Source organism: Leptospira harrisiae, assembly GCF_002811945.1.
Taxonomy (GTDB): domain Bacteria; phylum Spirochaetota; class Leptospiria; order Leptospirales; family Leptospiraceae; genus Leptospira_A; species Leptospira_A harrisiae.
Window position 1 is genome coordinate 1 of record NZ_NPDX01000002.1, and the last position, 23,688, is coordinate 23,688.

The window sequence follows — 23,688 nt, forward strand, 5'->3', positions numbered from 1 at the left end:
ATGGTAGTTATGTGACAGGATCTAATTTTGGAACCTGGGATCCAAACTCCCATTCCTCGGTGATATTGATGGATACATATTCTTTTTGTTCAGGTTTTAATTCGGACTCATCAAGTAACTCAGCCATACCTGAGATAATATTCAGTGGAGTCCTAATTTCATGGCTCATATTGGCTAAAAAATCGTTTCTAGCTTTAACGGACTTTTCCATTCGTTCGATAGCTGAGTTTAATTCAATAGTTCTCTCATTTACCTTATTTTCTAAGTTTTCATTAAATAAAGTTAATTCGTTTGTAAGTTTTTCATTTGTACTAAATGCCTCCGAATGCCTGACCGCTAATATGATTCCTTGAGTAAAAATCATAAAAATTAAGCCATAAGATGCAGTAAATGGAAATTGTATCTTCTCTTGGATAATTAACATATCAATTATGATTGTGATTAGGGCAATGAACATACTCCCTAATGATAACCATGAATGTTTTATCTTTTTTTTAATTGAAAGAACATTTAGTGCGATAGTTGACAGGCTTAAAATTAATACTATATATTGAAAGTGTAAAACTGTATACGAAATAGATAACGTATCAACTAGTAATGAATAAGCAAAGTAGCTTATAGAAATAGTATAACATGAAAATATAATTTTATTTTTAAATTTAAATTCGATTGGTAATGAGAAAAAATGGAATGCGAGACTTGGTGCAAAATACATTGCACTATATTCAATTAATAAAAATAGTTTATAATTTCCATTTGGGAAAAATTCACGTAAAATTTGTTCATTTTGTACCAATGCTCTGATCAGTAGGAAAAAACATAAAATCGAAAAGATTAAACTAGATTTATCCGAATTTCTAATTAAAAAATAGAAAAAATAATATAAACTGATAATAAATAGAACACTAATTGAAAATAGATCGGAAATCTTTCGTTCATTGGAAATTGAATTGATTGCTTTTGGAGAACCAAGATATATTTCTCTACCGATTCCACCAACTCTATGTTCAAAATTAGATTCGTGAACGACAATGTTTAGAATTTCTGAATTCGAATAAATATATCCGATGGAAGGTGCATGAACATTTTTTGAAGTTTCCTTTTTTGTTCCGAATGTTCCTACAGATTGTGAAAGTTTTCCGTTAACAAATAATTCGTAAGCACCTGCATGGTAATCGACTCTCAATAATAAGACTTTATTTTTCCAATGTTCAGGTATTTTAACTTGGAGGAAATAAGTAGCATATCCGGTACTGCCTAGTTTTTTCCCATTAATCATTTTTTGATTCCAAGAACTTGGAACAATGATGGTTTCTGATTCGGATTCTAAATTTTCTAGTTGGTTTGCATTTTTAGATTCATTCCAAAAAAATTTCCATTCACCTTTTAAATTTGCGAACTCATTTTTTATGATTTGGTCATTAGGATTGGATAAATCGAGATACCCATTCTTAGCTACTGGTGAATTTGAATGGAATATGAACTGATTGCACTGAAAGAAAGTAAGTTGGTTTACTAAAAAAAGAAATAATAACGTTACCTTTCGATTTCCTAAAACCACTACTTTTAGAAAATTCGATACTAATCATTGGCTGTCTACTAGAATTACCTACTCATTTTTGATCTATTTATATATCCTTAAAATGATAAAAAAATTCCGAGTAACTTAAAAGTTACTCGTTTTCCTTTCTCCGTCCGGTTCTTTTTGACCTCTCCATCCACCACCAAGTGCTTTATACAAACCGACGTTAGATTCTAGTAAACTATATTTTAATTCATACACTTCGATCTGCGCTTCTAAGAAGTCGCGTTGTGTGAATAAAACATCTATGTAATCGATACGGCCGGCTTTAAAGAGAATGTTAGAAATTTCTACAGATTCTTTTAAATTTAACACTTGTTTTGTTTTTGCTTCAAATTTTTGGTTTAGATTGTTTATTTTTACGATTTGGTTAGTGACTTCTGTAAAGGCTTTCAAGAGTGATACTTCATAGTTGTATAAAGCTTGGATCTGCAAATTGTTTGCTGTTGCATAATTTGCTTCAATGGCTTTTCTGTTAATGAGTGGTGCAATGATTCCGCCTCCTAAACCATAAGCTAAGGAAACCGGTGTACCTTTAAAATGTTTTGAATTAAAAGCTTCATATCCAATGTTTCCATCAATCATTAGTGAGGGGTAAAAGCGAGCTCGTGCTACTTCGACATCTAATTTTCTTGATTCTAAAATCAAAGTAGCTTGTTTGATGTCTGGACGATTTTCCAAAAGATCAACTGGAACCGATTTTTGAATTTCAGGCAGAGAGATATCTAAAAAATCTTCAGATCTCCTTGTGATTTTTTCTGGAAATCTTCCTAATAAAAAGTTCAAACGGTTTTCGGTGATAGCGATGCGTTGGACTATATCATATTTCCTTGCTAAATTTTTTGAAACTTCTGCTTCAAATCGTTTCACAGCTAGAGAGGTTGTCCTTCCAGCTTCTCTTTGTAGAACTACCATTTCTTTGACTTTTGTTAAAACTTCAATATAGTTCTCCACCAAGCTTAACTGGTTATCAAGGGCAACTAATTCAAAATAAGTATCTGTAATCTCCGCAACTAAATTGGTGACAACATATCGTTTTCCTTCGATACCAGCCAAATACCGAAGATAAGCTGATTTAGTTGCATTTCGTAATTTTTTCCAAATATCAATTTCCCAACTCATTACGAGTCCGCCATGGGCAAAAAGTGTTGGTGAGTTTGCATTGGGAGTACTGAATCGTTCTTTCTGTTCACTTCCCGCATCGCCTTGTAGGGATAATTTAGGAAGATACTCCCCTTGTCTAGCGAACACTTCATTATTGGAAATGCTAATCTCTTGTTCTAGAATCGCAAGTTCCTGATTATTTTCGATGGCGACATCAATTAGTTCAACTAACTGTGATTCTTTGAAGAATTCTTTCCAAATTTGATTGGCTAACTTTTCTGATTTTTCTGAACTTTCCCAATTTGAAAATTCTTCTGGGAGTTTTAATTCTTCCTTATCTCTTTGAAAAAGTGTAGGAATACAGGAAAAATTTAGCAAAACTAAAATAGATAAAATTAATCGTTTCATTTTATTTTTTTCCTTTTCTTATTTTTTTTCTTTCTATTTCGGAAGTGATGTAGCTGGATTCAGATTCTGAAAGAGGCATATTGTCTTCTTTATAGATTAATGTTTTTCCTTTGGCAATATTTCCAAAGATGATATATAAACCTGGAACGATGATCACACCGAAGATGGTTCCAAACACCATTCCACCTAATGCACAAGCACCGATCGTATGATTTGCAATGGCACCAGGTCCAGTTGCAAAAACTAGAGGTAATAAACCTGCGACAAATGCAAAGGAAGTCATAAGAATTGGACGAAACCTTGCTTTTGCCCCTTCAATGGCAGCATCAAACACGGTTAATCCTGCTTCTTGTCTCTGTCTTGCAAATTCGACGATCAACACTGCATTTTTACCTAGTAGTCCGATTAACATAATCATTCCAATTTGAGCGTAGATATCGTTGGCAAGGCCTAACAATTTTAATAGAAAGAATGTACCAAAAATTCCTGGTGGGAGGGAAAGAATCACCGAAAAGGGAATGATAAAACTTTCATATTGCGCTGATAGGACAAGATAAACGAAGACGATTACCGCTAAAAAAATAAATATGGCTTCATTTCCTCTCGCAGCTTCATCGTAGGAAAGTCCTTCCCATCCTACTTCAAATCCTGAAGGAAGGTTTTTGGAGGCTTCTCTAATTCCTTGGATCGCATCACCAGTCGTATAACCTTTGTTTGGTAAAACATTGATCACTGATGAAGTATACGCATTGTATCTTGTAATCTCATTGGCACCTTGTTTTTGCTCAAGGGACAAAAATGCAGAGTAAGGAACCATTTCTCCTTTATCATTCGGTGTGAATAACTTCAAAATATCAGATGGTAATCTTCGAAATTCTGGAAGAGACTGAACATAAACTTTGAAAAACTGATTAAAGCGAATGAATCCTTGTTCATAGGTGCTACCAACGAGGATATCTAAATTGTCCATTGCTTCACCGATATTCACACCTTTTTGCATGGCAAGTTTTCGATCTAATTTTACTTCGAGTTGAGGAAATTTTGCGGAGTAAAAAGAAAATAAACCTGTTAATTCTTTTCTTTTCCGTAGTTCACCCATAAATTCTTCATGAACTTTATCGAATGCCGTATAATCACCACTATTTGTTTTATCCAACAAACGAAACATAACACCACCAGCAGCACCAAATCCTGGTACTGCGGGAGGTTCAAAAAATTCGATAATTGCTCCAAAATTCTTTGTATTATGTTCGAGCTCTTCCATTACATCGTGTACGGAATTTTTTCTGTCGGACCAATCTTTTAAGCTAATTAGGCATGTTCCAGCATTAGAACCTTCCCCTTCTGTTAAAATTTCATAACCAGCAAGAGAAGCTACCGAGTCGACTCCTTCAATTTTTAAAGCAACTTCTTGTAATTTACGTGCGACATCATTTGTTTTTTCAATTGTTGAGCCCGGAGGAGTTTGTATGACTGCGTAAATCATACCTTGATCTTCACCAGGAACAAAACCGGCTGGAACAATTTGTGTTAGTATCAAAAATCCAACGGTAAAACTAAGTAGGATGGATATGATAAAAACTTTTGATCCCGAAAAACGATGCATTAAGTTTACATATTTTTCTGTGACTATATCAAAATAAAAATTGAATTTGTTTAAGAAAATATCAATTGGGTTGTGAGTTTTACTTTTGTGTGTATGGGTTTTTAGAATCATAGCAGTCAACACTGGAGTGAGTGTTAAGGCTACAAATCCTGACAATACAATGGAAGTTGCCATTGTTATTGCAAATTGGCGATAGAAAACTCCCACTGGCCCTGGTAAAAAAGTAACAGGAACAAAAACGGCTGTCATCAAAAGTGTGATGGCAATGACAGCTCCACTAATTTCACCCAAAACACTTTTTACTGATAAATAAACGCTCAAATGTTCTTCTGACATTTTTGCATGGACTGCCTCGACAACAACGATGGCATCATCTACGACAATTCCGATCGCAAGTACCATTGCAAAGAGTGTAATTAAATTAATAGTGAGACCTAATGCCATCATAAAAGAGAAGGCACCTATTAATGACACTGGAACCGCGATAATTGGTATGAGGGTGGAACGCCAGTCTCCGAGAAAGATAAAAACTACAATGGCAACAAGTACAAATGCTTCTACAAGAGTATGGATTACCTTTTCAATCGCTGCATCAATAAAGTTTGAAACATCGTAACTGAGTTTGTAATCCATTTGAGGAGGAAATGTTTTCTTTAATTCTTCTAACTTTGATTTGATATCCTCGATAACTTCTTTTGCATTACTTCCTTCTGTTTGTTTGAACATAATGGCTGCAGCTGGATGGCCATCGACATCGGAGTAAATATTATAAAACTCACTATCAAGTTCTACTTTAGAAATATCTTTTAAATATAAAACTTCGCCTCCAGTTTTTGCGCGAATGATTATGTTTTCATATTGCCCAGGTTCGTTGTACCAACCTTCATAAGTGAGTGTATATTCTAATGACTGAGCTTGTTTTCCAGAACTTTGTCCAAGTCGACCCGGCCTTGCAATGATACTTTGATTTTCAATTGCTTTCATCACTTCGGCTGTTGTAACATTGTAGGCTCGCATTCGATCAGGATTTAACCAAATACGCATGGCATATTGTCTTGTTCCTAAAATCTTTGCCTGTCCGATTCCATGAATTCGTTTTAATTCAGGTAACAGAAAAACAGTAGCATAGTTATAGAGAAACTTTTCACTCGCATTTGGGTCTTTGCTGTATAAGTTTACATACAACAACATACTGGGTTGAACTGGTTGTACAAAAATACCTTCCAAACGTACTAGAGCCGGAACCCGATACATCATTTGATCTACCCTAGTTTTTACTTGAACCAACGCATCGTTTGGATTGGTTCCAGGATCAAATAATACTTGTATGATGGCATCACCTGAACTTGTAGAAGAAGAAATCATATATCGCATCCCTGCGACTCCATTGATTGCTTGTTCTAAAGTGGTGATTGTTGATTGAACTAATACTTGTGCGCTTGCACCTGGAAAGGATAAAGTGATGGTTACCCTTGGAGGAGCAATTTCAGGAAATTGTGATACAGGAATGTTTTTTATAGAAATTAATCCTACAAAAACAATTAAAACGGATAAGACGATGGCTAGAACTGGTCGTTGGAGAAATTTAGTAAACATAAATTAATCTCCTAATGTGCAGCTAAATCAAAACTTTTCAGAATATTTTCACGAGATTCTACTTTATATTTGATAACATCATCATCATGAACTTTTCCAAGTCCTTCTAATAGAATGATACCATTTTCTGTTATGCCTGATTCGACTACGAATAGATGAGGAATCTCATTTGCTATTTTGATCTCAGTGGCTTTGATTTTACCTTTAAGATTAACTATATAAACGTAGTGTTTATCTAAAACTTCAAAGGTTGCTTTTTGAGGAATGATCAATGCATCGTTTAATTTTTCATGAACTACAACATTACCAGTTTCACCGTGACGCAAAAGTCTTTCTGGATTTGGGAATGTAGCTCGAAATGGTATTGTTCCTGTTTCGCTATCGAATTCTCCTTCGATTGTATCAGCGACACCTTCGTATTTGAAAAGTTGGTTATTTGCCATTAAAAATTTAACTTTTAATGGTTTATCCCCTGATTTCCTTTCATTTGTAAAATTTAGATAATCCTTTTCAGAAACATTAAAGTAAACCCAAAGTTTTGAAATATCAGATATGGTTGTTAAAAGTGTTCCTTCTTCTACCAAACTTCCAAGACGAACTTGGAAACGATCGGTAATCCCTGTAAACGGAGCCGTAACAGTTGCCAAGTTGAGATGGATTTGAGCCAAATCCATTGTTGCTTTATTTTTTTTCAATCTAGCTTTAATTAATGATAACTCCGTTTGTGAAACCACGTTCTCCTTAAAAAGTTTTTCTGTGTTTTCATATTCGATGGAAGTTGATTCATACTCAGCTTTTGCTTTTTCGTATTGAGCATTTACAAGCATTGGCATGACTTGAAAAAGTTTTTGTCCTTTTTTGACAACTTTTCCTTCATCCATATAGATGTTTGTTAAGTAACCTTTTTCAAAAGCCCTCACTTCAATCCTTTGAATCGCTTTTACCTGGGCCACGTAATTTTTTTCAATTGTTACATCTTGTTTCCAAGGATAAGCAGCTGTAAGAGAATTTTTTTCTTCGTGGTTGCCAGAATGACAGTTTACTAGAATAAAATTTAATAAGAATATACTAATGATAAATATTGAAAATTTGCGAATATGCGAGTTTTTATACTCTAAAGAAAATTCCATGGTGTCCTCACTTTGTGAACGCAATGTTACAACAAATGATTTTGATCTACGATCATCAGGCGGCATAGGTATGCTGCCATTAAAGGGAAAAGATGTTAGGTGGAATGGATGGGAGGAGCGCGGTTCTTTGGTTTTTCTAGACTTTCAATTGAAACAGGTTCTAATGAACCGAAAGCAATCAATTCAGAGAAAAAATCAACAAGTAGTGGAGAATAAGAAGATAAAGCAGAATGAATTTGATTCTGGTGGAAAAAATCTAACTTTGCTTCTTCTTCACTTGGTTCAGAAATACTGCTAACAACAGAGTTAAAATCATATAAACTCGATGGATTATATGATTTTGTTTCAACGTTGGAAGTAAAACTAGCCGGGTATCCTTCAGTGTTAGTACTGATGAATATAAGTGAGAATAGTATGATTGCTAATCTACTCATGACAGTTTTTTTCATTACCCGAACCATCTACTGCCAGGCAATTCCCGAAAGGAGAATTGTCAACAGTTTAAAACAATTCTAAATTTGATCCAAATATTAGAAGAGAAATTGTTTGTTTTGTTATTAAAAAAATATTTTTTATTTCGCAAAAATTACAGCTTCATTTGGGAACAAAACTAAACCACCGAGGTCCAACTCTTTTTCTAATTCAAATGAGGAAGATCGATTTGTTGTACTAAATAGAATTTCACCTAGGATCCATTTTCTTGGATAAGAAACATTGACTGGCTTTGAAGAAAAGTTCAAAAATATATATGTCTCTTCTTTACCTTCTCTTCTTCTGTAATAGAGCGCCTGTTTATCGGGGCTTAGAAAAATTTTTAACTTACCTTTTCTTAGAGACTTTCTGTCTTTTCTGAGTTGGATTAATTTTTTATAAGTGTAAAACAAAGAATTGGGATCTTCTTTTTGGGATTCCACATTGACATTATGAGCATCTTCATAAAGAGGAAGCCATGGTTTTCCTGTTGAAAATCCGGTTGTTTCTGTACCATTCCAAGGCATAGGAATGCGTTCAGGATCGCGACCAGGATGAAAAGGCCAATAACGTTTCCCAACCGGGTCTTGGATTTTGTTATAAGGAACTTTCTGGCGTTTCATTCCAATTTCTTCGCCGTAGTATAAAAACGGAGTTCCTCGAAGAGTTAACATCATACAAGCTGCGAGTTTTGCTCTTGATAAGGTATCTACACCTTTTTCATACCTTGTGATATGTCTTGGGAAATCATGGTTAGAAAGAGTATAGTTTGGCCAGTTGTCTTCTCCAAGTGCAGATTCAAAATCTTTTACGATTTGAAAGAACCGTTCGGCCTTCCATGGTGAGAAGAGGAACATAAAATTAAAAGCAAGGTGCAACTCATCATTTCTACCACAGTATGTTGCAGGTAGAAGAACATTTCCTGGGAAATCTTGCATGATCTCACCAACAAACATTCGTTTTTCGGGATAGGAATCTAAAAGTTTACGCATCCGTCGAAGGATTCCATGCATTTCGGGACGATCACGATCATAAGCATGCACTTGTTTATCATAAGGTCTCGGTCCTTTCATAAAGTAGGAGGCATTGTTTCTTAAAAATTCATCTTTTACATATAAGTTGACAACATCTAGTCTGAACCCATCTACTCCCATATCCAACCAAAACTTCATCATCTTGAATATGGCATCCTCTACATCGGGATTGCGCCAGTTGAGATCTGGTTGTTCTTTTAGAAAGGAATGGAAATAATACTCACCAGTACGTTTATCATATTCCCAACCGGAGCCTCCAAATGCGCCTAACCAATTATTTGGTGGTCCATTGTGGTTTGGTTCCTTCCATATATACCAATCTCTTTTGGGACTATTGACAGAAGATCTGGATTCAATAAACCAAGGATGCAGATGCGAGGTGTGATTGACCACAAGGTCCATAATGATTCGAATTCCACGTTTATGAGCTTCCTTTAACAAACGTTTAAAGGTTTGGATGTCTCCATACACAGGATCTATTTCTTCATAATCAGAAATATCATATCCAAAATCAAACATGGGAGATGGATATACTGGAGATAACCAGATTGCATCAATTCCAAGGGAATCTTTGGAACCGGCTAGGTAATCCAATCGTTCGATGATCCCTTCTAAATCTCCAATTCCATCTCCATCGGAATCTTGGAAACTACGTGGATAAATTTGATAGATGACTGCTTCTTTCCACCATGCCATATTAAAAATTAATCTCCATGATTCCTTGGTTTTCTTTGACTCGAGCCACTGAAAGGATTCTTTCTTTGATTGCTAAGAGTAATCCAGTATCTTCAATTTTTCTACCATTTTTGGTTTGAATATGAAATGAGTCATAAGCAAAATCCGCACTGGTTGAGATCCTAACAAAAATAACATCTAACTCAAAGTCGAGTAATGTTTTTAAAATTCGATACACTAGTCCAATAGAATCGGGAACTCTAACTTCTAAAACGGAATAGGATTCGGAGATATCATTAGCAAATTTCACTAGTTCTTCTACCATTCCATCGGGAATTTGTGGGAGAGTTTTCCAAATGTTTGTTGTGGATGCTAAATCTTCGATATTAGTTTTGCCTTCAATACATTCTGTTAATGTGGTTTCAATATCTACAATTTGTTGTTCGGCAATTTCACCACTACCATACTCATCTGTGATTTGTGCTTGTAAGATAAGTTGGTTTTCTTCTGTTCGAAAGAGTCGCAAACCTACTAAGTTCAGTCCTAATGAGGATATCGTTCCAGAAAGATAAAGTAACATTTGTTTATCGGGTTTTGCAAAAATAGATAATGTGACAAATGCTGGTTCTCTTTCGGTGATCATTCGGAAGGGCAAACCTGAACTGATCCAATCAAAAAGTATGCTGAAATGTTGAAAAACTCGCCTTGGTGTATTGTAGTTTAAGTAAGAGTTGGGTCTTATTTTCATCCCAAACGCGACAATATGTTCTGCTTGTTCGGCGGTAAGGCCTTCTTTTTCGATTAAGTATGTTTCTAAAGTTGTCTCAATTCGATCTTGGGTGTCGGTTAAGTTTTCTTTTTTTTGTAGATAAGTGAGTGTAGAAGTAAAGAGAAAGTGTAATATTTCTTTTTTCCAGTTAGTTAAGATACCCTGTCCTACCGATTTTGTATCAATGATGGTGAGAATGTACAATAGTCTAAGTGTATTTTCATTAGAAAATTGTTTTGCAAAAGAAGAGATTAGTTTTGGATCATAAATATCTCTTTTGGAAGATAACTCCGACATGACTATATGTTCGGCGACGAGGAATCGTAAAAGTTCCGTATCTTCTTCAGACAATCGAAACCTTTCCGCAATGATGAGAGCAAGCTCTGCTCCGTATTGGCTATGGTCTCCCTCTTTCACTTTCCCTGCATCATGGATGAGAATCGCTAGTGCTAAAATTTCGATTTTTTCACAAACGTTAAACACATCTTGGACTTGTCGATCTTCCCATAAATCAGCGATGAGAACATCCAATTCCCTCAAGATCAAAAGGGTATGTTCGTCGACAGTGTATTGGTGGTGGTAACTGAACAGAGGAAAGTTTGTACAAGCTCCAAACTCGGGAATGAGTTTTCCAAGTATGTTACATTCATGCATTAGAGTGAGTGTATGCCCAATTCGATTTTTTTTTCTTAACATTTCCAAAAAGGTATCTAAAACAGATTTTTGATTTTTGAAATCATCATCTAAGAAATGTGATGCGAAACGAATTTGGTTTAGATCTATGCGGGAAGGTTCTTCTTGGTTGTTTTGTGATTCTGCAAAAAACTGAATGATGTCATCATACAAACTGTCTGGGTTTGAAAGTTCTTTTTGAATTCTTTTTTTATTTAAATTAGTTTTTTCATCTAAATAAGTTCCAATATAAAAATACACATCTTTTTGAGCTTTGTAAAATTGGCTCATAAATGATTCGAGAGTTTTGATTTCGTTCTTAGGACCAAAACCCAAAAATTCTGCGACCTCTGGTTGTAATCCTAAATCCAATCTATCATTTTTTCTTCCGCTGATGATATGAAGTGCAGATCTTGTTAAAAGTAAAAAATCATAAGCAGATAAAAGAGTTAAACTATCTCCAATCAGATAAAAATCAAAAATTCCTCCATCAGCAGAATCAGCGAGCGGATTGGTTTTTTCAATCCAATACATATGTTGGATATCACGAAGTCCCAATGGATCGTTTTTGATATTAGGTTCAGAAAGTAGAATTGGATTGTATGAATTGATGATTCGTTCTCTAAGATATGAAAGTTTCCATTCATTAAAAACTTTGATGGTTTTCTCTGGAATTTTTGCTAAAAATTCTGTTTTGTATTTTTGAAATAGGATCTCTGATCCTACAAGAAATCGGGAATCAAGAACAGAATGAAAGGTTTCGATTTGGTCCAAATATAAAAAAGATTCTTTGATCGTACGACAAGAATGTCCTACTTCCTTTTCATTGTTATATAAAAATGTATTAATTTTAGAAATGATTTCGCCGAGGATTTTTTCTGGTAACTTTCCATCGTGAAGATAGAGAATGTCAATATCAGAGTAGGGTGCAAGTTCCCTACGACCATAACCACCGACGGCAATCAAACATAGATGGTCTTTTAAAGGAATTCCTACAGAGACCTCGTTGAAAAGAGCACGAATGGACTCATCTACAAGATTACTCAACTGGCGAGTGAATAAGCGACCTGAAGAAACTGTTTTGGCTTTTGGAAATGTCCGTTGCAGTTTTGCCTTGAGTTCTGATTTCATCATGTTAAGATGGGTTTCCTACCTTATTGGACAACTTTAACATGAATCCGAAGATTAAAATCACAATTCAGTTTATTTTCAGCCATCTTTCCGCGTATCTGCTGGTTTCTATCCCCTATTTCCAGTTAGTAATGAAAGAGTATTATGAAGGTGAAAGCGCAGTATTCCCATTGTTCCTCATCACGGCAAACGATGGTGCCGCTTGGTCAAGGGCGATGTTTTGGCTGTTTCCCACACTTATTTTGCAAGCAATCCTAATGGTTATTTTTTTGATTCTGATTTGGGATTGGTTTCGGACTCAAACTTTCGGCAAACAGATGTTTGTTTTGGTTTGGATGAGGACTGTGCTTGGAGGTCTTGCAGCGATTTCTCCCGCTGTTGGGAGTTTGGAAGGAATGGTCTTTTTGATTCCTGAAGTTTCTCTCTCTATACATATTTATGTAGTTTTTGAAATCTTTTTGCAATCACTTGTGTTAGCTGGAATTTTTCTTACATTAGTGAATCGTGGGAAACAAAAGGCACAGACTGGCTGACGTTATCTAAAAAAAAATTGAGAACTTACCTTATGTTCATCCGCTATCTTCAAATTTTAACTGGTTTTGGGACAAACTTATTTTGTTTCCAAAATAAAAGAATCATGATTCTATTTATCGGAATTTGTTGCAATTCCACCAATCCATTGTTCGCTGATGGATGGGAATCTTCGATTTGGAAAGACAAAACTTATCGCAACCAAAGAATATCGAGTGCAGATCCCACAAATGGAAATGATGACTTTATCAAAATTCCAAAGAAAAAAACAGTCACAATCGCCGAGATCAAATCCAGAGGAATCATCAAACATATTTGGATGACCCTAGCGAGTAAGGATCTTATGGCCAGAAAAAATACTATAATTCGCATTTATTGGGACAACCATTCTCATCCATCCGTCGAAGTTCCGTTAGGTGAATTTTTTGGACAAGGTTGGGGAGAAGAATACATTATGAATTCCGCACCACTTGTGGCTGCTCCCAAAAAAGGAAAATCTATGAACTCTTATTTTCCTATGCCTTTTGAATCGGGGGCAAAGATTGAAATTGAAAATGAATCTGAGGAAGACATCAGCAATTTTTATTTTTATATTGATTATGAAGAATGGAAAGAACCTTTAAATTCTAATTTACGTTTCCATGCACAGTGGAATCGTTCAGTGACCCAACCTAACACAAAGAATGGGAAAGAAAACGAATGGGGCCTTCTTGGTAATACAGAAAAAACTGTTTTTAAAAAGGAAAATTACTTTTCTGTTCTCGAAACGGAAGGCAAAGGTCAGTTCATTGGTCTTAATTTGTATGTGGATTCTCCTACACCACTTTGGTATGGAGAAGGCGATGATCTGATTTTCATCGATGGAAACCAAACAGAAGCAAACCTAAAGGGAACTGGAACCGAAGATGTTTTTAACACAGCTTGGTCACCAAAGGAAATCTTTATGCATCCGTACTTCGGATATCCACGAGTTTCCGAATCTGTTGGTTGGTTAGGCAGAACTCATTTATATCGATTTTGGGTGGAATCCCCCATTCGATTTGAAAAAAATTTCCTTTTCTTATTGGAGCATGGACATGCAAATTCCTTGACCTTGGATTTAATCTCTGTTGCTTATTGGTATCAAGGTCTGAATCCAAAACCCATGAAGGTTTTGCCGAAAAAGGAATTCCGGTCCAACAAACCAGAAATTAATTTTCGTCATATCCACAAGTGGCGGGATTCGTTCCGAAGCGAAAAAGGTTATGGGGAAATTTGGGGCAATGAATGAGATTTATACAGACGTATTTGTTAGAGAAATTGTATCCCAATCCATCGATGCAATCGTTGTTTTAGACACGGAAAGTAAAATACTTTTTAGTAATGTAGCATTACAATCGTTAACTGGATTTACTAAGGAGGAATTAGAACAAAGAACGTTTTCTTTTCTTTTTCCCCCTAACGAAAAAGGGGAACAAAGTTCTATTGAAACCTTTGTTAGTTCCAAAGATTCACATTATATTGCAGGTTTTTTGAAAGAGCTGGAATTGGTTACCAAACCGAAAGGAACCATTCCCGTGGAAATCCGAGCCTTTACCATTCGTAACGAAAACCAAATGTTTTATGCGGCCATCATTCGTGATGTTCGTGAACGTAGACGTCTCGAAGAACAAAAAAATGTTCTCATCAATAGTTTGAAACGTTTGGCTTATATGGATGAACTCACGATGTTGCCGAACCGCCGTTCCTTCTCAGAGAGTTTGCAAAAAACAGTGGCCACTGTCAAACGCCGCAACCGGGAATCGGTTCTTGCGGTCCTCGACATTGATCATTTCAAAGTCATTAACGATACTTACGGGCATGATATAGGGGATTTGGTTCTCAAAAAAATGGCCAATATCTTTGTGGATTGCCTCCGGGAAGAAGACACAGTGGGTAGGATTGGCGGAGAAGAGTTTGGCTGCATCCTTCCAGACACAACTACAGAAGGAGCGACGATTGTCCTCGACCGCTTGCGGGAATCGGTAGAAAACCATCGGTTTTTCATCTTTGATAACTATTACCTCAACATCACGCTAAGTATCGGTTACACAAAGGTGCATCCCCTCCAAAAGCCAGAAGAAATTTTGAAATTGGCGGACATTGCACTCTACCAAGCGAAGAATCACGGACGAAACCAGATCCAAGTCTATCCAGTGTGACATAATTTTAGCAGATTATCACAAACTCTGCTAAAATTCCAGGCTCCAGTCTTCTTCCTGCTTGACGAAAAAATCCCAAATCCATAAACTTTAAGCATAGATTGGCACTCTAATCATCAGAGTGCTAAAGGAAGTGCCAGTAGGACATGGATCTATCGCCTAGACATCGATCTATTTTGAAAGCGTTGGTTGAGGAATTTGTATCGGACAACAAACCGGTAGGATCCAAAACCCTTTCTGAAAAATACGATATCGGTGTTTCCCCAGCCACCATCCGCTCTTGTTTGGCGGAATTGGAAGAGATGGGTTTCATCGTGGCAAGGCATACGTCTGGCGGTCGTGTTCCCACAGAACGTGGGTACCGGTTGTATGTGGATAGTTTGGTGACTTTGTTTGAGTTAACCATGCGTGAGAAACAAAGGATCCAGGAAGAGTATCTTCGGATGCAATTTCGTTTGGACCAAGTTCTCATAGCCACATCCAAAGTTTTGGCTTCCCTTTCGCAATCAGCGAGTGTGGTTCTTGGCCCTGAAGGGTCACTTGACACACTCAAACATATTGAACTCATCCATGTAAATGGTGGAGAAGTTCTTATGATTCTTGTGATGCGGTCAGGTACTGTGCTCAATCGAAATATATTTTTCGATTATCACATCTCACAAGAGACCCTGTATCAAATTTCAAGATATTTGAATGATAACGTCAAAGGTTTTGATGTTCATGAAATTCAAAGTAATCTGATCCCTCAGATGATGATGAAAAAGGAAGGTCCAGAAGGATTTTCTCAATTTGCACCATCAATTGCGAGAGCCATGGGATCGGACAGTTTGTCCGTTGATAACTTGTATATCGATGGATTAAAAAATTTATACGAAAACTTTAAGGATGAAGAGGAACAATTAGAAAACATCCTGCATCTATTTGATGAAAAACAGTTCCTCAAAGAGTTTTTTAGCGATTATGTTCCGATGGATGGTGTTTATACCATTATCGGAAAAGACGGTAATGAGAAGTTAGGTGGAGTTACCATCATTACAACCAATTACCGAATGGGAGAGAAGAGGATTGGTTCCATGGGAATCATTGGTCCTCAGAGGATGAATTACAACAAGGCATTACCTTTGATTGAATTCACTTCAAAGTTAGTTTCAGAAATGATTACGAAATTGAGTAGATAGTAGGAGGAAAAATGGCAGAAGAAACAAACGGATCCGTGGATGAACAAAATGTGTCAGTCGAAGAAGGGCAGGCCATTACGGATGAAGCCATTGAACAAGCGGTAGAAGGTGCTGAAAAAGAACTCGATAACGCTAAAAAGGAAATCGAAACTTTAAAAGATTCTTGGTTAAGAGAACGTGCGGAGTTTCAAAACTACAAACGTAGATCCGCAAACGACTTGTTAAATGCAAGAAAAGAATCCATTAAAAAATTCGCGGAAGGACTCACTGGTGCTTTGGATAATTTGGAACGAGTATCGAATGTTCCAAACCAAACTCCTGAAGTGGTAGCTTTCGTTGAAGGGATTAAGATGGTTCAAAAGGAATTTTATTCCGTATTGGAAAAAGAAGGAATCAAACGTTTAGATCCGAAAGGAATGCCGTTTGATCCAATGCTTATGGAAGCAATTGCTTCTGAGGAAAGTGCAGAGTTTACGGAAGAGACTGTTGTGGAAACTTACCAAGCTGGTTATTACCATGAAGAAGGTGAAAACAAACAATCCATTCGTCCTGCACGTGTAAAAGTGGGAAAACCACAAAGTTAATATAAGTAAGAAGGAGAAGACTATGTCTAAGGAAAAAATTATAGGTATCGATTTAGGAACCACTAACTCTTGTGTGGCGGTTATGGAAGGTGGAGATCCTGTTGTCATTCAAAACTCAGAAGGGGCAAGAACCACTCCTTCGATTGTTGCCTTTACCGCAAAGGGTGAAACCATTGTAGGTCAGTTCGCCAAGAACCAGGCAATTACGAATGCAGTAAACACTATCCGTTCTGCGAAACGTTTTATCGGTCGTCGATTTAACGAAGCTGGTGACGAATCCAAGATGGTATCCTACAAAGTGATCCGTGCCGGAAATGATGGTGTGAAATTTGAAACCGTTTCTGGTGAATTCACTCCACAAGAAATTGCGGCTCGTGTTCTTCAAAAAATGAAGAAAACTGCGGAAGACTTTCTTGGCCATGAAGTAAAAAAAGCAGTAGTAACTGTTCCTGCTTACTTCAATGACGAACAAAGACAAGCAACTAAAGACGCAGGTCGAATTGCAGGTCTCGAAGTAGAACGTATCATCAACGAACCAACAGCAGCTGCACTTGCATATGGTTTTGATAAGAAAAAAACCAGTGCAAAGATCGCCGTATACGACTTAGGTGGTGGAACATTTGACGTTTCTATCCTAGAACTTGGTGACGGTGTATTCGAAGTAAAATCCACAAATGGGGACACTCATCTTGGTGGTGACGACTTTGATAACGTGGTCATGCAGTGGATGATCGATGAATTCAAAAAACAAACTGGAATTGATATTTCAGGAGATAAAAACACAGTACAACGATTGAAAGAAGCTGCTGAAAAAGCTAAAATCGAGTTGTCTGGAACATCTTCCACTCAAATCAACCTTCCGTTCATCACAGCTGATGCTTCTGGTCCAAAACATTTGGATATGACACTCACCAAAGCAAAGTTTGATGAAATCACAAGATCTCTTGTAGAAAGAACTCGTATTCCATGTATCAATGCATTAAAAGATGCAGGTCTTTCTGCTAGCGAAATTGATGAAGTTATCCTTGTGGGTGGATCGATTCGTATCCCTGCAGTGCAAGCACTTGTAAAAGAAATTTTTGGTAAAGAGCCAAACAAATCTGTGAACCCTGATGAAGTGGTAGCCGTTGGTGCTGCGATTCAAGGGGGAGTTCTTGCAGGTGATGTTACTGACGTATTGTTACTCGATGTAACTCCATTATCTCTTGGGATTGAAACTCTCGGTGGTGTGATGACAAAACTCATCGAAAGAAACACAACCATCCCTACAAGAAAGTCACAAGTGTTCTCTACTGCTGCAGACAGCCAAACAACAGTTTCGGTTCATGTATTACAAGGGGAACGTGAAATGGCTAGTGCCAACAGAACCCTTGGTCGTTTTGACTTAGTGGGAATTCCATCGGCACCAAGAGGAGTACCTCAAATCGAAGTAACGTTTGATATCGACGCAAACGGTATCGTCCATGTATCTGCGAAAGATTTAGGAACAGGAAAAGAACAAAAGATTCGTATTGAATCTTCTTCGGGACTCTCTGAAGAAGAAATCAAAAAGATGGTAAAAGATGCAGAAGCTCATGCAGAAGAAGATAAAAAACTTCGCGAAGCTGCTGATACTAAAAACGAATTGGAAGCCATTGTTTACCAATTAGAAAAAACCATCGGTGAATCTGCCGACAAACTCGACGAATCAGAAAAACAAAGAGCACAGGACGAAATCAAACGCGGCCGTGAAGCTATGGAATCTGGTGACGTAGAAAGAATGAAAGCTTCTCGTGATTCCATCCAAGAAGTCGCAATGCAAATTGGACAAAAGATTTATTCACAAGCAGGTCCTGAAGCCGGAGCTCCAGGTGCAGACCAAACAGGTGCTCCTGGACAAGGTGCAAGTGAATCTTCTGCCGGTGGCGAAAAGGTCGTTGATGCGGATTACACCGTAGTTGATGAAGATAAAAAATAAATAGAGAAAAAGAAGTAAAACTATGAGCGACCGTGGTTACTACGAAGTATTAGGCGTTTCGAAAGGTGCCTCTGATGATGAGATCAAGAGCGCCTATCGTAAGTTAGCCATTAAATATCACCCTGACAAAAATAAGGGTGATAAAGAAGCGGAAGAAAAATTCAAAGAGGCGACAGAAGCCTATGAAGTGTTACGTGACGCGCAAAAACGTGCAGCTTACGATCAGTACGGCAAAGCAGGCGTAAATGCTGGAGCTGGCGGAGGGTATGGAGCAGGAGCTTATACAGACTTCTCTGATATCTTTGGAGACTTCGGTGATATCTTCAGTGAATTTTTCGGAGGCGGAGGTGCTGGCGGTAGCCGCGGTGGTGGAAGAAGGTCCGGTCCTCAAAGGGGATCGGATCTCCGTTATAATTTAGAAGTAAGTTTAGAAGATGCCGCACTTGGAAAAGAATATAAAATAGAAATTCCAAGACTCGAAACCTGTGTGGATTGTTCTGGTTCAGGTGCGTCAAAAGGATCTTCGCCTACAGTTTGTCCTGATTGTTCGGGAACAGGCCAAGTGCGAAGGACACAAGGTTTCTTTAGTGTCACAACCACTTGCCCTCGTTGTAAAGGAAAAGGAAAGGTCATCTCAAATCCTTGTAAAACTTGTAAGGGTGAGGGCCTAACAGAGAAAAGACGAACTATCCATATTAAAATTCCAGCAGGTGTTGAATCGGGTAGCCGACTCAAAGTTTCTGGGGAAGGTGAGTCTGGACCAAACGGTGGCCCGAGTGGGGATTTGTATGTAGTCACACATATTAAAAAACACCCAACCTTTGAACGCCAAGGAAATGATCTAATTGTTCAAAAAACAATTTCTTTATCCATGGCTTGCCTTGGTGGTGAGATTGAAGTGCCTTCCATTGACGGAAAAACCATCAACTTGAAAATTCCGGAAGGAACAGAGAGTGGACAAATCTTCCGATTGAAAGGACACGGAATCCCATACCTTGGTTCTTATGGAAAAGGGGACCAACACGTAATCATTAAAGTAGAAATTCCTAAGAAACTTTCTAAAAAACAGAGAGAACTGATGGAAGAATTTGCCCGTGAGTCCGGCGAAAAGGTCGGCAGTGGCGGAAAATCTAAGTTGTTTTTCCGCTGAACTTTTGGAGTATTGAGAGCATCTATGGATAAAAAAGTCCGACTCGGAGTCATTGGTACTGGCCATATGGGTCAATACCACGTAAACGTTGCTAAACAGCTTTCTGATGCTGAACTCATCGGAATCTTTGATGCCAACTTGGAACGTGCAAATCAAATTGCTGAAAAACACAAAACTAAAGCATTCCCTACAATAGAAGAATTGTTAGCGGAAACAGATGCTTTGGTCATTGCAGCGCCAACGTTCCTACATCACAAAATCGCTAAACAAGCGTTAACAGCAAAGAAACATGTATTGGTAGAAAAACCAATTTCACAAACTGTAGAAGAAGCCAAGGAACTTGTAAACTTAGCAAAACAAAACAATTTGATTTTGCAAGTGGGGCATGTGGAAAGGTTCAACGGAGCAGTTTTAGAACTTGGAAAAATTGCCGAACACCCACTTCTCATTGAATCTAGAAGGATTGCTCCTTACAACAGTCGTATCACTGACGTTGGTGTGGTTTTAGATATGATGATCCATGATATCGACATTGTTTTGAACTTAGTTAAATCAGAAGTAACGAATGTCAAAGCAGTTGGATCCTCTATTGTTTCCAACCATGAAGATGTAGCAAGTGTTGTTTTGACCTTTGCAAATGGATGTGTTGCATCTCTCAATGCATCGCGTGCTTCCCAAGCAAAAATTAGAACTCTCAACATTTCCCAAAAAGATTCTTATGTGTTTTTAGATTTTACAAACCAGGAGATTGAGTTACATAGACAAGCAAGTTCAACCACTCAACTGGGAAGTGGTGAAATCAAATATCGACAAGAATCCATCGTGGAAAAAATCTTTGTTCACAAAGACAATCCACTCAAACAGGAACATGAGCACTTTGTAAAATGTATCAAAGGAGAATCCGAACCGATGGTGAAGGGTGATTCTGACATTAAAACATTAGAAGTGGCTTATAAAATCCTGGAAGAAATTCACGGGAAAAAATAATGACAAACATTCCTGATTCAACTCGCGGAAAGTTACTCATTTCCAATTCAAGTGTGATTCAGGATTTTTTTCACAAATCCGTTGTCCTTATGGTAGATCATGATGATGACGGGGCTTTTGGTTTGGTTTTAAATAAACCTACCGACCAAACCATGGAATCATTAATCAAAAATCTTCCTGAAACCGCATATGCCAACAAACAGGTGTTCTCTGGTGGGCCTGTGGACAATATGTTCGTATCTATACTTCATAATGGAAAACAAACAGAAGATCCTGGTGTTGAAATTGTTCCTGGCATATATATGGCTAGAAGTTTTGACACGATGATTGAAGTTTTGTCCTCTGATCAAATTCAGTTTCGTGTTTTGCAAGGATATGCTGGTTGGTCGTCCGGCCAATTGGAAAGTGAATTTGAAAGGTTATCTTGGGTAGTATCGGATTTAGTAGACGAATCAATCGTTTTTAGCGAAGGCGAATCTGAGGTTGTTTGGCGAGAGGCCCTTCGCAACAAAGGTGGAATCTACAAATACTTTGTTGACCATACAAAAGATCCATCTCTCAATTGATCCACTTATTGAGTCAGTGTTATGAAACTTTCGTCGAAAAAGGTTGTTCTTAGTTCAGGTTCTTCTCTGTTGGGTAAAGAACTTTTGCCACTTCTTCTAAAAGAAGGTGCACTGGTTGTCGTAGGTGATCCAAATCCGGAAGAAATTCCCAACCATCCGAATCTACAAAAGTACAAAATTGATCCTTCCAAACCCGAACAAATGGAGCGGTTGATTGAATCGGCTATCGAAACATTAGATAAAATAGATGTTTTTATTTTAAACTCCGAACAAATCACTTATGCGGAAGATGAAAAAGAAGATTGGACTAGATTAAAAATTCTTTTTAATTCAAATACGTTAGCTCCCATCCACACCATACAACGATTAACCAATTTAGTTTCTGTTGGGCTTCATATTATTGTTGTTAGTTCTGATTTAACAAAAATTCCTACGCCTGGATTTGGACTCTACGGATCGTCTAAATCTGCTTTGGATTATTTTTGGGATTCGTTTCGAGGTCAAATGGGAAGAAAGTTTCGGTTCTCGCGAATCATTGCAATGGAACCAAAACTTTCAAATCCAAATCGATTGGCAAAACGAGTGTTTCAATCAGTCCTTCGCCCGAAAAAACGTAGATACGAACATTTTTACCAATGGGGAAATCGAATTTTATTAAAATTTTTGCCGTTTTTACATTTTTTCCGAAGTTTAGCCTACGCATTTCGACTCAAACAGGAGAAAAAACGAAAAATTGCCTCCTCTGATTTGGCTCCTTCCTCCGAAAATTAGTCATTTCGTACTCTTTGTATACATCGTCTCCTTCGATTCTTTCCTCGTGCTTACTTTTTAAACAGATTCAAACCTCCGTTTAACGGACTTATGTCGGATGGGGAAGAAATCCATCCTTTCTGGTCATTTCATCCATTTGGTACAAATATTGCTAACTAAGTAAGCAGAGGGTACCCCCATGTTTATCGCCGATTATAGTGCCAAAAATATATATGATGAGATGTTTTCCAGCGAAGGTTTTCCTCGCAAAAGTTACGACTTCGTAAAAACAAAAATGGAGAGTTTGGGTGGGATCGAACTCGTAAAACGCAGTAGCTCGGCGGAAAGGGCCTTAATGTCACTAGGGATCACCTTTACTCTGTACGGTGATGGTGGGGAACAAGAAAGGATCATGCCTTTTGATGTCATCCCTCGTATTGTTCCAAGTGAAGAATGGATCAGTATGGAAAAAGGACTGAAACAAAGAATCCAGGCTCTCAATTTATTTTTAACAGATATTTATGGGGAAGGAAAAATTTTAAAAGATAAAATCATTCCTCGGGAATTGATTGAATCGAGTTCTGGATACCTCAAGCAGTGTATCGGAATCAAACCTCCAAAAGATATTTGGATTCATATTACTGGAACTGATTTGGTTCGTGACGGTGCAGGCGCCTTTCATGTGTTAGAAGATAATTTACGCTGCCCATCTGGTGTTTCGTATGTATTGGAAAATCGGGAAGTAATGAAACGAACCTTTCCTGAACTTTTTGAAAAATTAAACATTCGTCAAGTTTATGATTACCCTTACCACTTAAGATCCATGTTAGAAAATCTAACTGATGTTGTCGATCCAGTGATTGCTGTTTGGACACCTGGTGTTTTTAACTCAGCGTATTATGAACATAGTTTTTTAGCACAAAAGATGGGTGTGTATCTTGTGGAAGGATCTGATCTCATTGTTGAAAATCACAAAGTATATATGAAAACAACCAAAGGTCTTCGTAAGGTAGATGTGATTTATCGCAGAATTGACGATACCTTTATGGACCAATCCACTTTCAGGCCAGACTCTTTACTTGGTGTGAAAGGAATTTTTGAAGCATTCAAAAGAGGGAACGTAGCTCTCGCCAATGCTCCAGGAACGGGTGTTGCTGATGATAAAGTAATTTATTCTTATGTTCCTAAGATTATTAAATATTACTTAGGTGAAGAACCTATCATTCCAAATGTTCCTACTTACCTTTGTTCTGAAGCAGCCGACTTAAAATTTGTTTTGGATAACATTCATAACTTAGTAGTAAAAGCCGCCAACGGCGCTGGTGGTTACGGAATGATCATTGGTCCAAAGGCAAGCAAACAAGAACAAGAAGATTTTAAGGAACTGATCAAAGCGGATCCAAGAAATTACATTGCTCAACCAGTACTAAACCTTTCTACAGTTCCTACACTCATTGCAGATAAAATTGAATCAAGGCACGTTGATTTAAGGCCGTTCATTTTGTACGGAAAAGATATTTATGTAATGCCAGGTGGACTCACTCGTGTGGCACTTCGCAAAGGATCGCTTGTGGTCAATTCATCCCAGGGAGGCGGTTCAAAAGACACCTGGGTTTTAGGATAAGGT

Annotated in this window: 18 protein-coding genes; 11 read left to right on the forward strand and 7 right to left on the reverse strand. The window is 37.5% G+C overall.

All coding sequences use genetic code 11. The features are described 5' to 3' along the window. Positions 1 to 7: 7 nt before the first annotated feature. The 7 genes from CH364_RS09800 to CH364_RS09830 all read right to left on the reverse strand — a co-directional run bounded on the left by CH364_RS09800 (position 8) and on the right by CH364_RS09830 (position 12,181). A complete protein-coding gene (locus CH364_RS09800; RefSeq protein WP_100787861.1) occupies positions 8 to 1,561 on the reverse strand; it encodes a histidine kinase dimerization/phospho-acceptor domain-containing protein in 1,554 nt (517 codons plus the stop codon). A 105-nt stretch (positions 1,562 to 1,666) separates the two neighbouring features. Further along, positions 1,667 to 3,094 (reverse strand): TolC family protein, encoded by a 1,428-nt coding sequence (locus tag CH364_RS09805; protein ID WP_100743734.1) that lies wholly within the window; start codon positions 3,092 to 3,094, stop codon positions 1,667 to 1,669. A 1-nt stretch (position 3,095) separates the two neighbouring features. Next, a complete protein-coding gene (locus tag CH364_RS09810; RefSeq protein WP_100743735.1) occupies positions 3,096 to 6,296 on the reverse strand; it encodes an efflux RND transporter permease subunit in 3,201 nt (1,066 codons plus the stop codon). An 11-nt stretch (positions 6,297 to 6,307) separates the two neighbouring features. Continuing rightward, the gene (locus tag CH364_RS09815; RefSeq protein WP_100744719.1) at positions 6,308 to 7,426 is read right to left on the reverse strand and encodes an efflux RND transporter periplasmic adaptor subunit; all 1,119 of its coding nucleotides are present in this window, start codon (positions 7,424 to 7,426) and stop codon (positions 6,308 to 6,310) included. Between the two features lie 95 nt (positions 7,427 to 7,521). Next, entirely contained in the window at positions 7,522 to 7,860 is a 339-nt protein-coding gene (locus CH364_RS09820) for a hypothetical protein (protein ID WP_125232007.1), read from the reverse strand. Positions 7,861 to 7,998: 138 nt separating this feature from the next. Beyond that, the gene (locus tag CH364_RS09825) at positions 7,999 to 9,627 is read right to left on the reverse strand and encodes an alpha-glucosidase (protein WP_100743737.1); all 1,629 of its coding nucleotides are present in this window, start codon (positions 9,625 to 9,627) and stop codon (positions 7,999 to 8,001) included. A gap of 1 nt (position 9,628) precedes the next feature. After that, on the reverse strand, positions 9,629 to 12,181 hold the full coding sequence (locus CH364_RS09830) for a [protein-PII] uridylyltransferase family protein (protein ID WP_100743738.1): 2,553 nt from the start codon (positions 12,179 to 12,181) through the stop codon (positions 9,629 to 9,631). Between the two features lie 38 nt (positions 12,182 to 12,219). Here CH364_RS09830 and CH364_RS09835 point away from each other — a divergent pair, with 38 nt between their 5' ends. The 11 genes from CH364_RS09835 (at position 12,220) to CH364_RS09885 (ending at position 23,685) form a co-directional block, all read left to right on the forward strand. Next, the gene (locus CH364_RS09835) at positions 12,220 to 12,711 is read left to right on the forward strand and encodes a hypothetical protein (protein ID WP_100743739.1); all 492 of its coding nucleotides are present in this window, start codon (positions 12,220 to 12,222) and stop codon (positions 12,709 to 12,711) included. A 104-nt stretch (positions 12,712 to 12,815) separates the two neighbouring features. Then, positions 12,816 to 13,979 carry a glycoside hydrolase family 172 protein gene (locus tag CH364_RS09840; RefSeq protein ID WP_243401340.1) on the forward strand — a complete coding sequence of 388 codons (1,164 nt, stop codon included), beginning with the start codon at positions 12,816 to 12,818 and terminating at the stop codon, positions 13,977 to 13,979. Then, positions 13,972 to 14,889: a sensor domain-containing diguanylate cyclase gene (locus CH364_RS09845; RefSeq protein ID WP_100743741.1), complete on the forward strand. Its 918-nt coding sequence runs from the start codon at positions 13,972 to 13,974 to the stop codon at positions 14,887 to 14,889. The genes CH364_RS09840 and CH364_RS09845 overlap by 8 nt, the downstream gene beginning before the upstream one ends. Positions 14,890 to 15,035: 146 nt before the next feature. Next, a complete protein-coding gene (hrcA, locus tag CH364_RS09850) occupies positions 15,036 to 16,067 on the forward strand; it encodes a heat-inducible transcriptional repressor HrcA (protein WP_100743742.1) in 1,032 nt (343 codons plus the stop codon). Positions 16,068 to 16,078: 11 nt separating this feature from the next. Next, positions 16,079 to 16,651, forward strand: a complete 573-nt coding sequence (gene grpE / locus CH364_RS09855; RefSeq protein ID WP_100743743.1) for a nucleotide exchange factor GrpE — start codon at positions 16,079 to 16,081, stop codon at positions 16,649 to 16,651. A gap of 22 nt (positions 16,652 to 16,673) precedes the next feature. After that, positions 16,674 to 18,608, forward strand: a complete 1,935-nt coding sequence (gene dnaK / locus CH364_RS09860; RefSeq protein WP_100743744.1) for a molecular chaperone DnaK — start codon at positions 16,674 to 16,676, stop codon at positions 18,606 to 18,608. Between the two features lie 22 nt (positions 18,609 to 18,630). After that, a complete protein-coding gene (gene dnaJ, locus CH364_RS09865; RefSeq protein WP_100743745.1) occupies positions 18,631 to 19,758 on the forward strand; it encodes a molecular chaperone DnaJ in 1,128 nt (375 codons plus the stop codon). Positions 19,759 to 19,782: 24 nt separating this feature from the next. Next, positions 19,783 to 20,745, forward strand: coding sequence for a Gfo/Idh/MocA family protein (locus tag CH364_RS09870; protein ID WP_100743746.1), 963 nt, complete (start codon positions 19,783 to 19,785; stop codon positions 20,743 to 20,745). A gap of 8 nt (positions 20,746 to 20,753) precedes the next feature. Continuing rightward, entirely contained in the window at positions 20,754 to 21,311 is a 558-nt protein-coding gene (locus tag CH364_RS09875) for a YqgE/AlgH family protein (RefSeq protein WP_207762282.1), read from the forward strand. A 21-nt stretch (positions 21,312 to 21,332) separates the two neighbouring features. Then, on the forward strand, positions 21,333 to 22,082 hold the full coding sequence (locus tag CH364_RS09880) for an SDR family NAD(P)-dependent oxidoreductase (RefSeq protein ID WP_100743748.1): 750 nt from the start codon (positions 21,333 to 21,335) through the stop codon (positions 22,080 to 22,082). 178 nt (positions 22,083 to 22,260) lie between these two features. Next, entirely contained in the window at positions 22,261 to 23,685 is a 1,425-nt protein-coding gene (locus CH364_RS09885) for a circularly permuted type 2 ATP-grasp protein (protein WP_100743749.1), read from the forward strand. The last annotated feature ends 3 nt before the right edge of the window (positions 23,686 to 23,688 follow it).

Excerpts from the sequence above, each read along its gene's own strand:
- CH364_RS09820 (WP_125232007.1), bottom strand. The coding sequence starts at position 7,860 with ATGAGTAGATTAGCAATCATACTATTCTCACTTATATTCATCAGTACT.
- CH364_RS09805 (WP_100743734.1), bottom strand. The coding sequence starts at position 3,094 with ATGAAACGATTAATTTTATCTATTTTAGTTTTGCTAAATTTTTCCTGT.
- CH364_RS09885 (WP_100743749.1), top strand. The coding sequence starts at position 22,261 with ATGTTTATCGCCGATTATAGTGCCAAAAATATATATGATGAGATGTTT.
- CH364_RS09810 (WP_100743735.1), bottom strand. The coding sequence starts at position 6,296 with ATGTTTACTAAATTTCTCCAACGACCAGTTCTAGCCATCGTCTTATCC.
- CH364_RS09840 (WP_243401340.1), top strand. The coding sequence starts at position 12,816 with ATGATTCTATTTATCGGAATTTGTTGCAATTCCACCAATCCATTGTTC.
- CH364_RS09835 (WP_100743739.1), top strand. The coding sequence starts at position 12,220 with ATGAATCCGAAGATTAAAATCACAATTCAGTTTATTTTCAGCCATCTT.
- CH364_RS09845 (WP_100743741.1), top strand. The coding sequence starts at position 13,972 with ATGAATGAGATTTATACAGACGTATTTGTTAGAGAAATTGTATCCCAA.
- CH364_RS09825 (WP_100743737.1), bottom strand. The coding sequence starts at position 9,627 with ATGGCATGGTGGAAAGAAGCAGTCATCTATCAAATTTATCCACGTAGT.
- CH364_RS09880 (WP_100743748.1), top strand. The coding sequence starts at position 21,333 with ATGAAACTTTCGTCGAAAAAGGTTGTTCTTAGTTCAGGTTCTTCTCTG.
- CH364_RS09870 (WP_100743746.1), top strand. The coding sequence starts at position 19,783 with ATGGATAAAAAAGTCCGACTCGGAGTCATTGGTACTGGCCATATGGGT.
- dnaK (WP_100743744.1), top strand. The coding sequence starts at position 16,674 with ATGTCTAAGGAAAAAATTATAGGTATCGATTTAGGAACCACTAACTCT.
- CH364_RS09830 (WP_100743738.1), bottom strand. The coding sequence starts at position 12,181 with ATGATGAAATCAGAACTCAAGGCAAAACTGCAACGGACATTTCCAAAA.
- CH364_RS09815 (WP_100744719.1), bottom strand. The coding sequence starts at position 7,426 with ATGGAATTTTCTTTAGAGTATAAAAACTCGCATATTCGCAAATTTTCA.
- hrcA (WP_100743742.1), top strand. The coding sequence starts at position 15,036 with ATGGATCTATCGCCTAGACATCGATCTATTTTGAAAGCGTTGGTTGAG.
- dnaJ (WP_100743745.1), top strand. The coding sequence starts at position 18,631 with ATGAGCGACCGTGGTTACTACGAAGTATTAGGCGTTTCGAAAGGTGCC.
- grpE (WP_100743743.1), top strand. The coding sequence starts at position 16,079 with ATGGCAGAAGAAACAAACGGATCCGTGGATGAACAAAATGTGTCAGTC.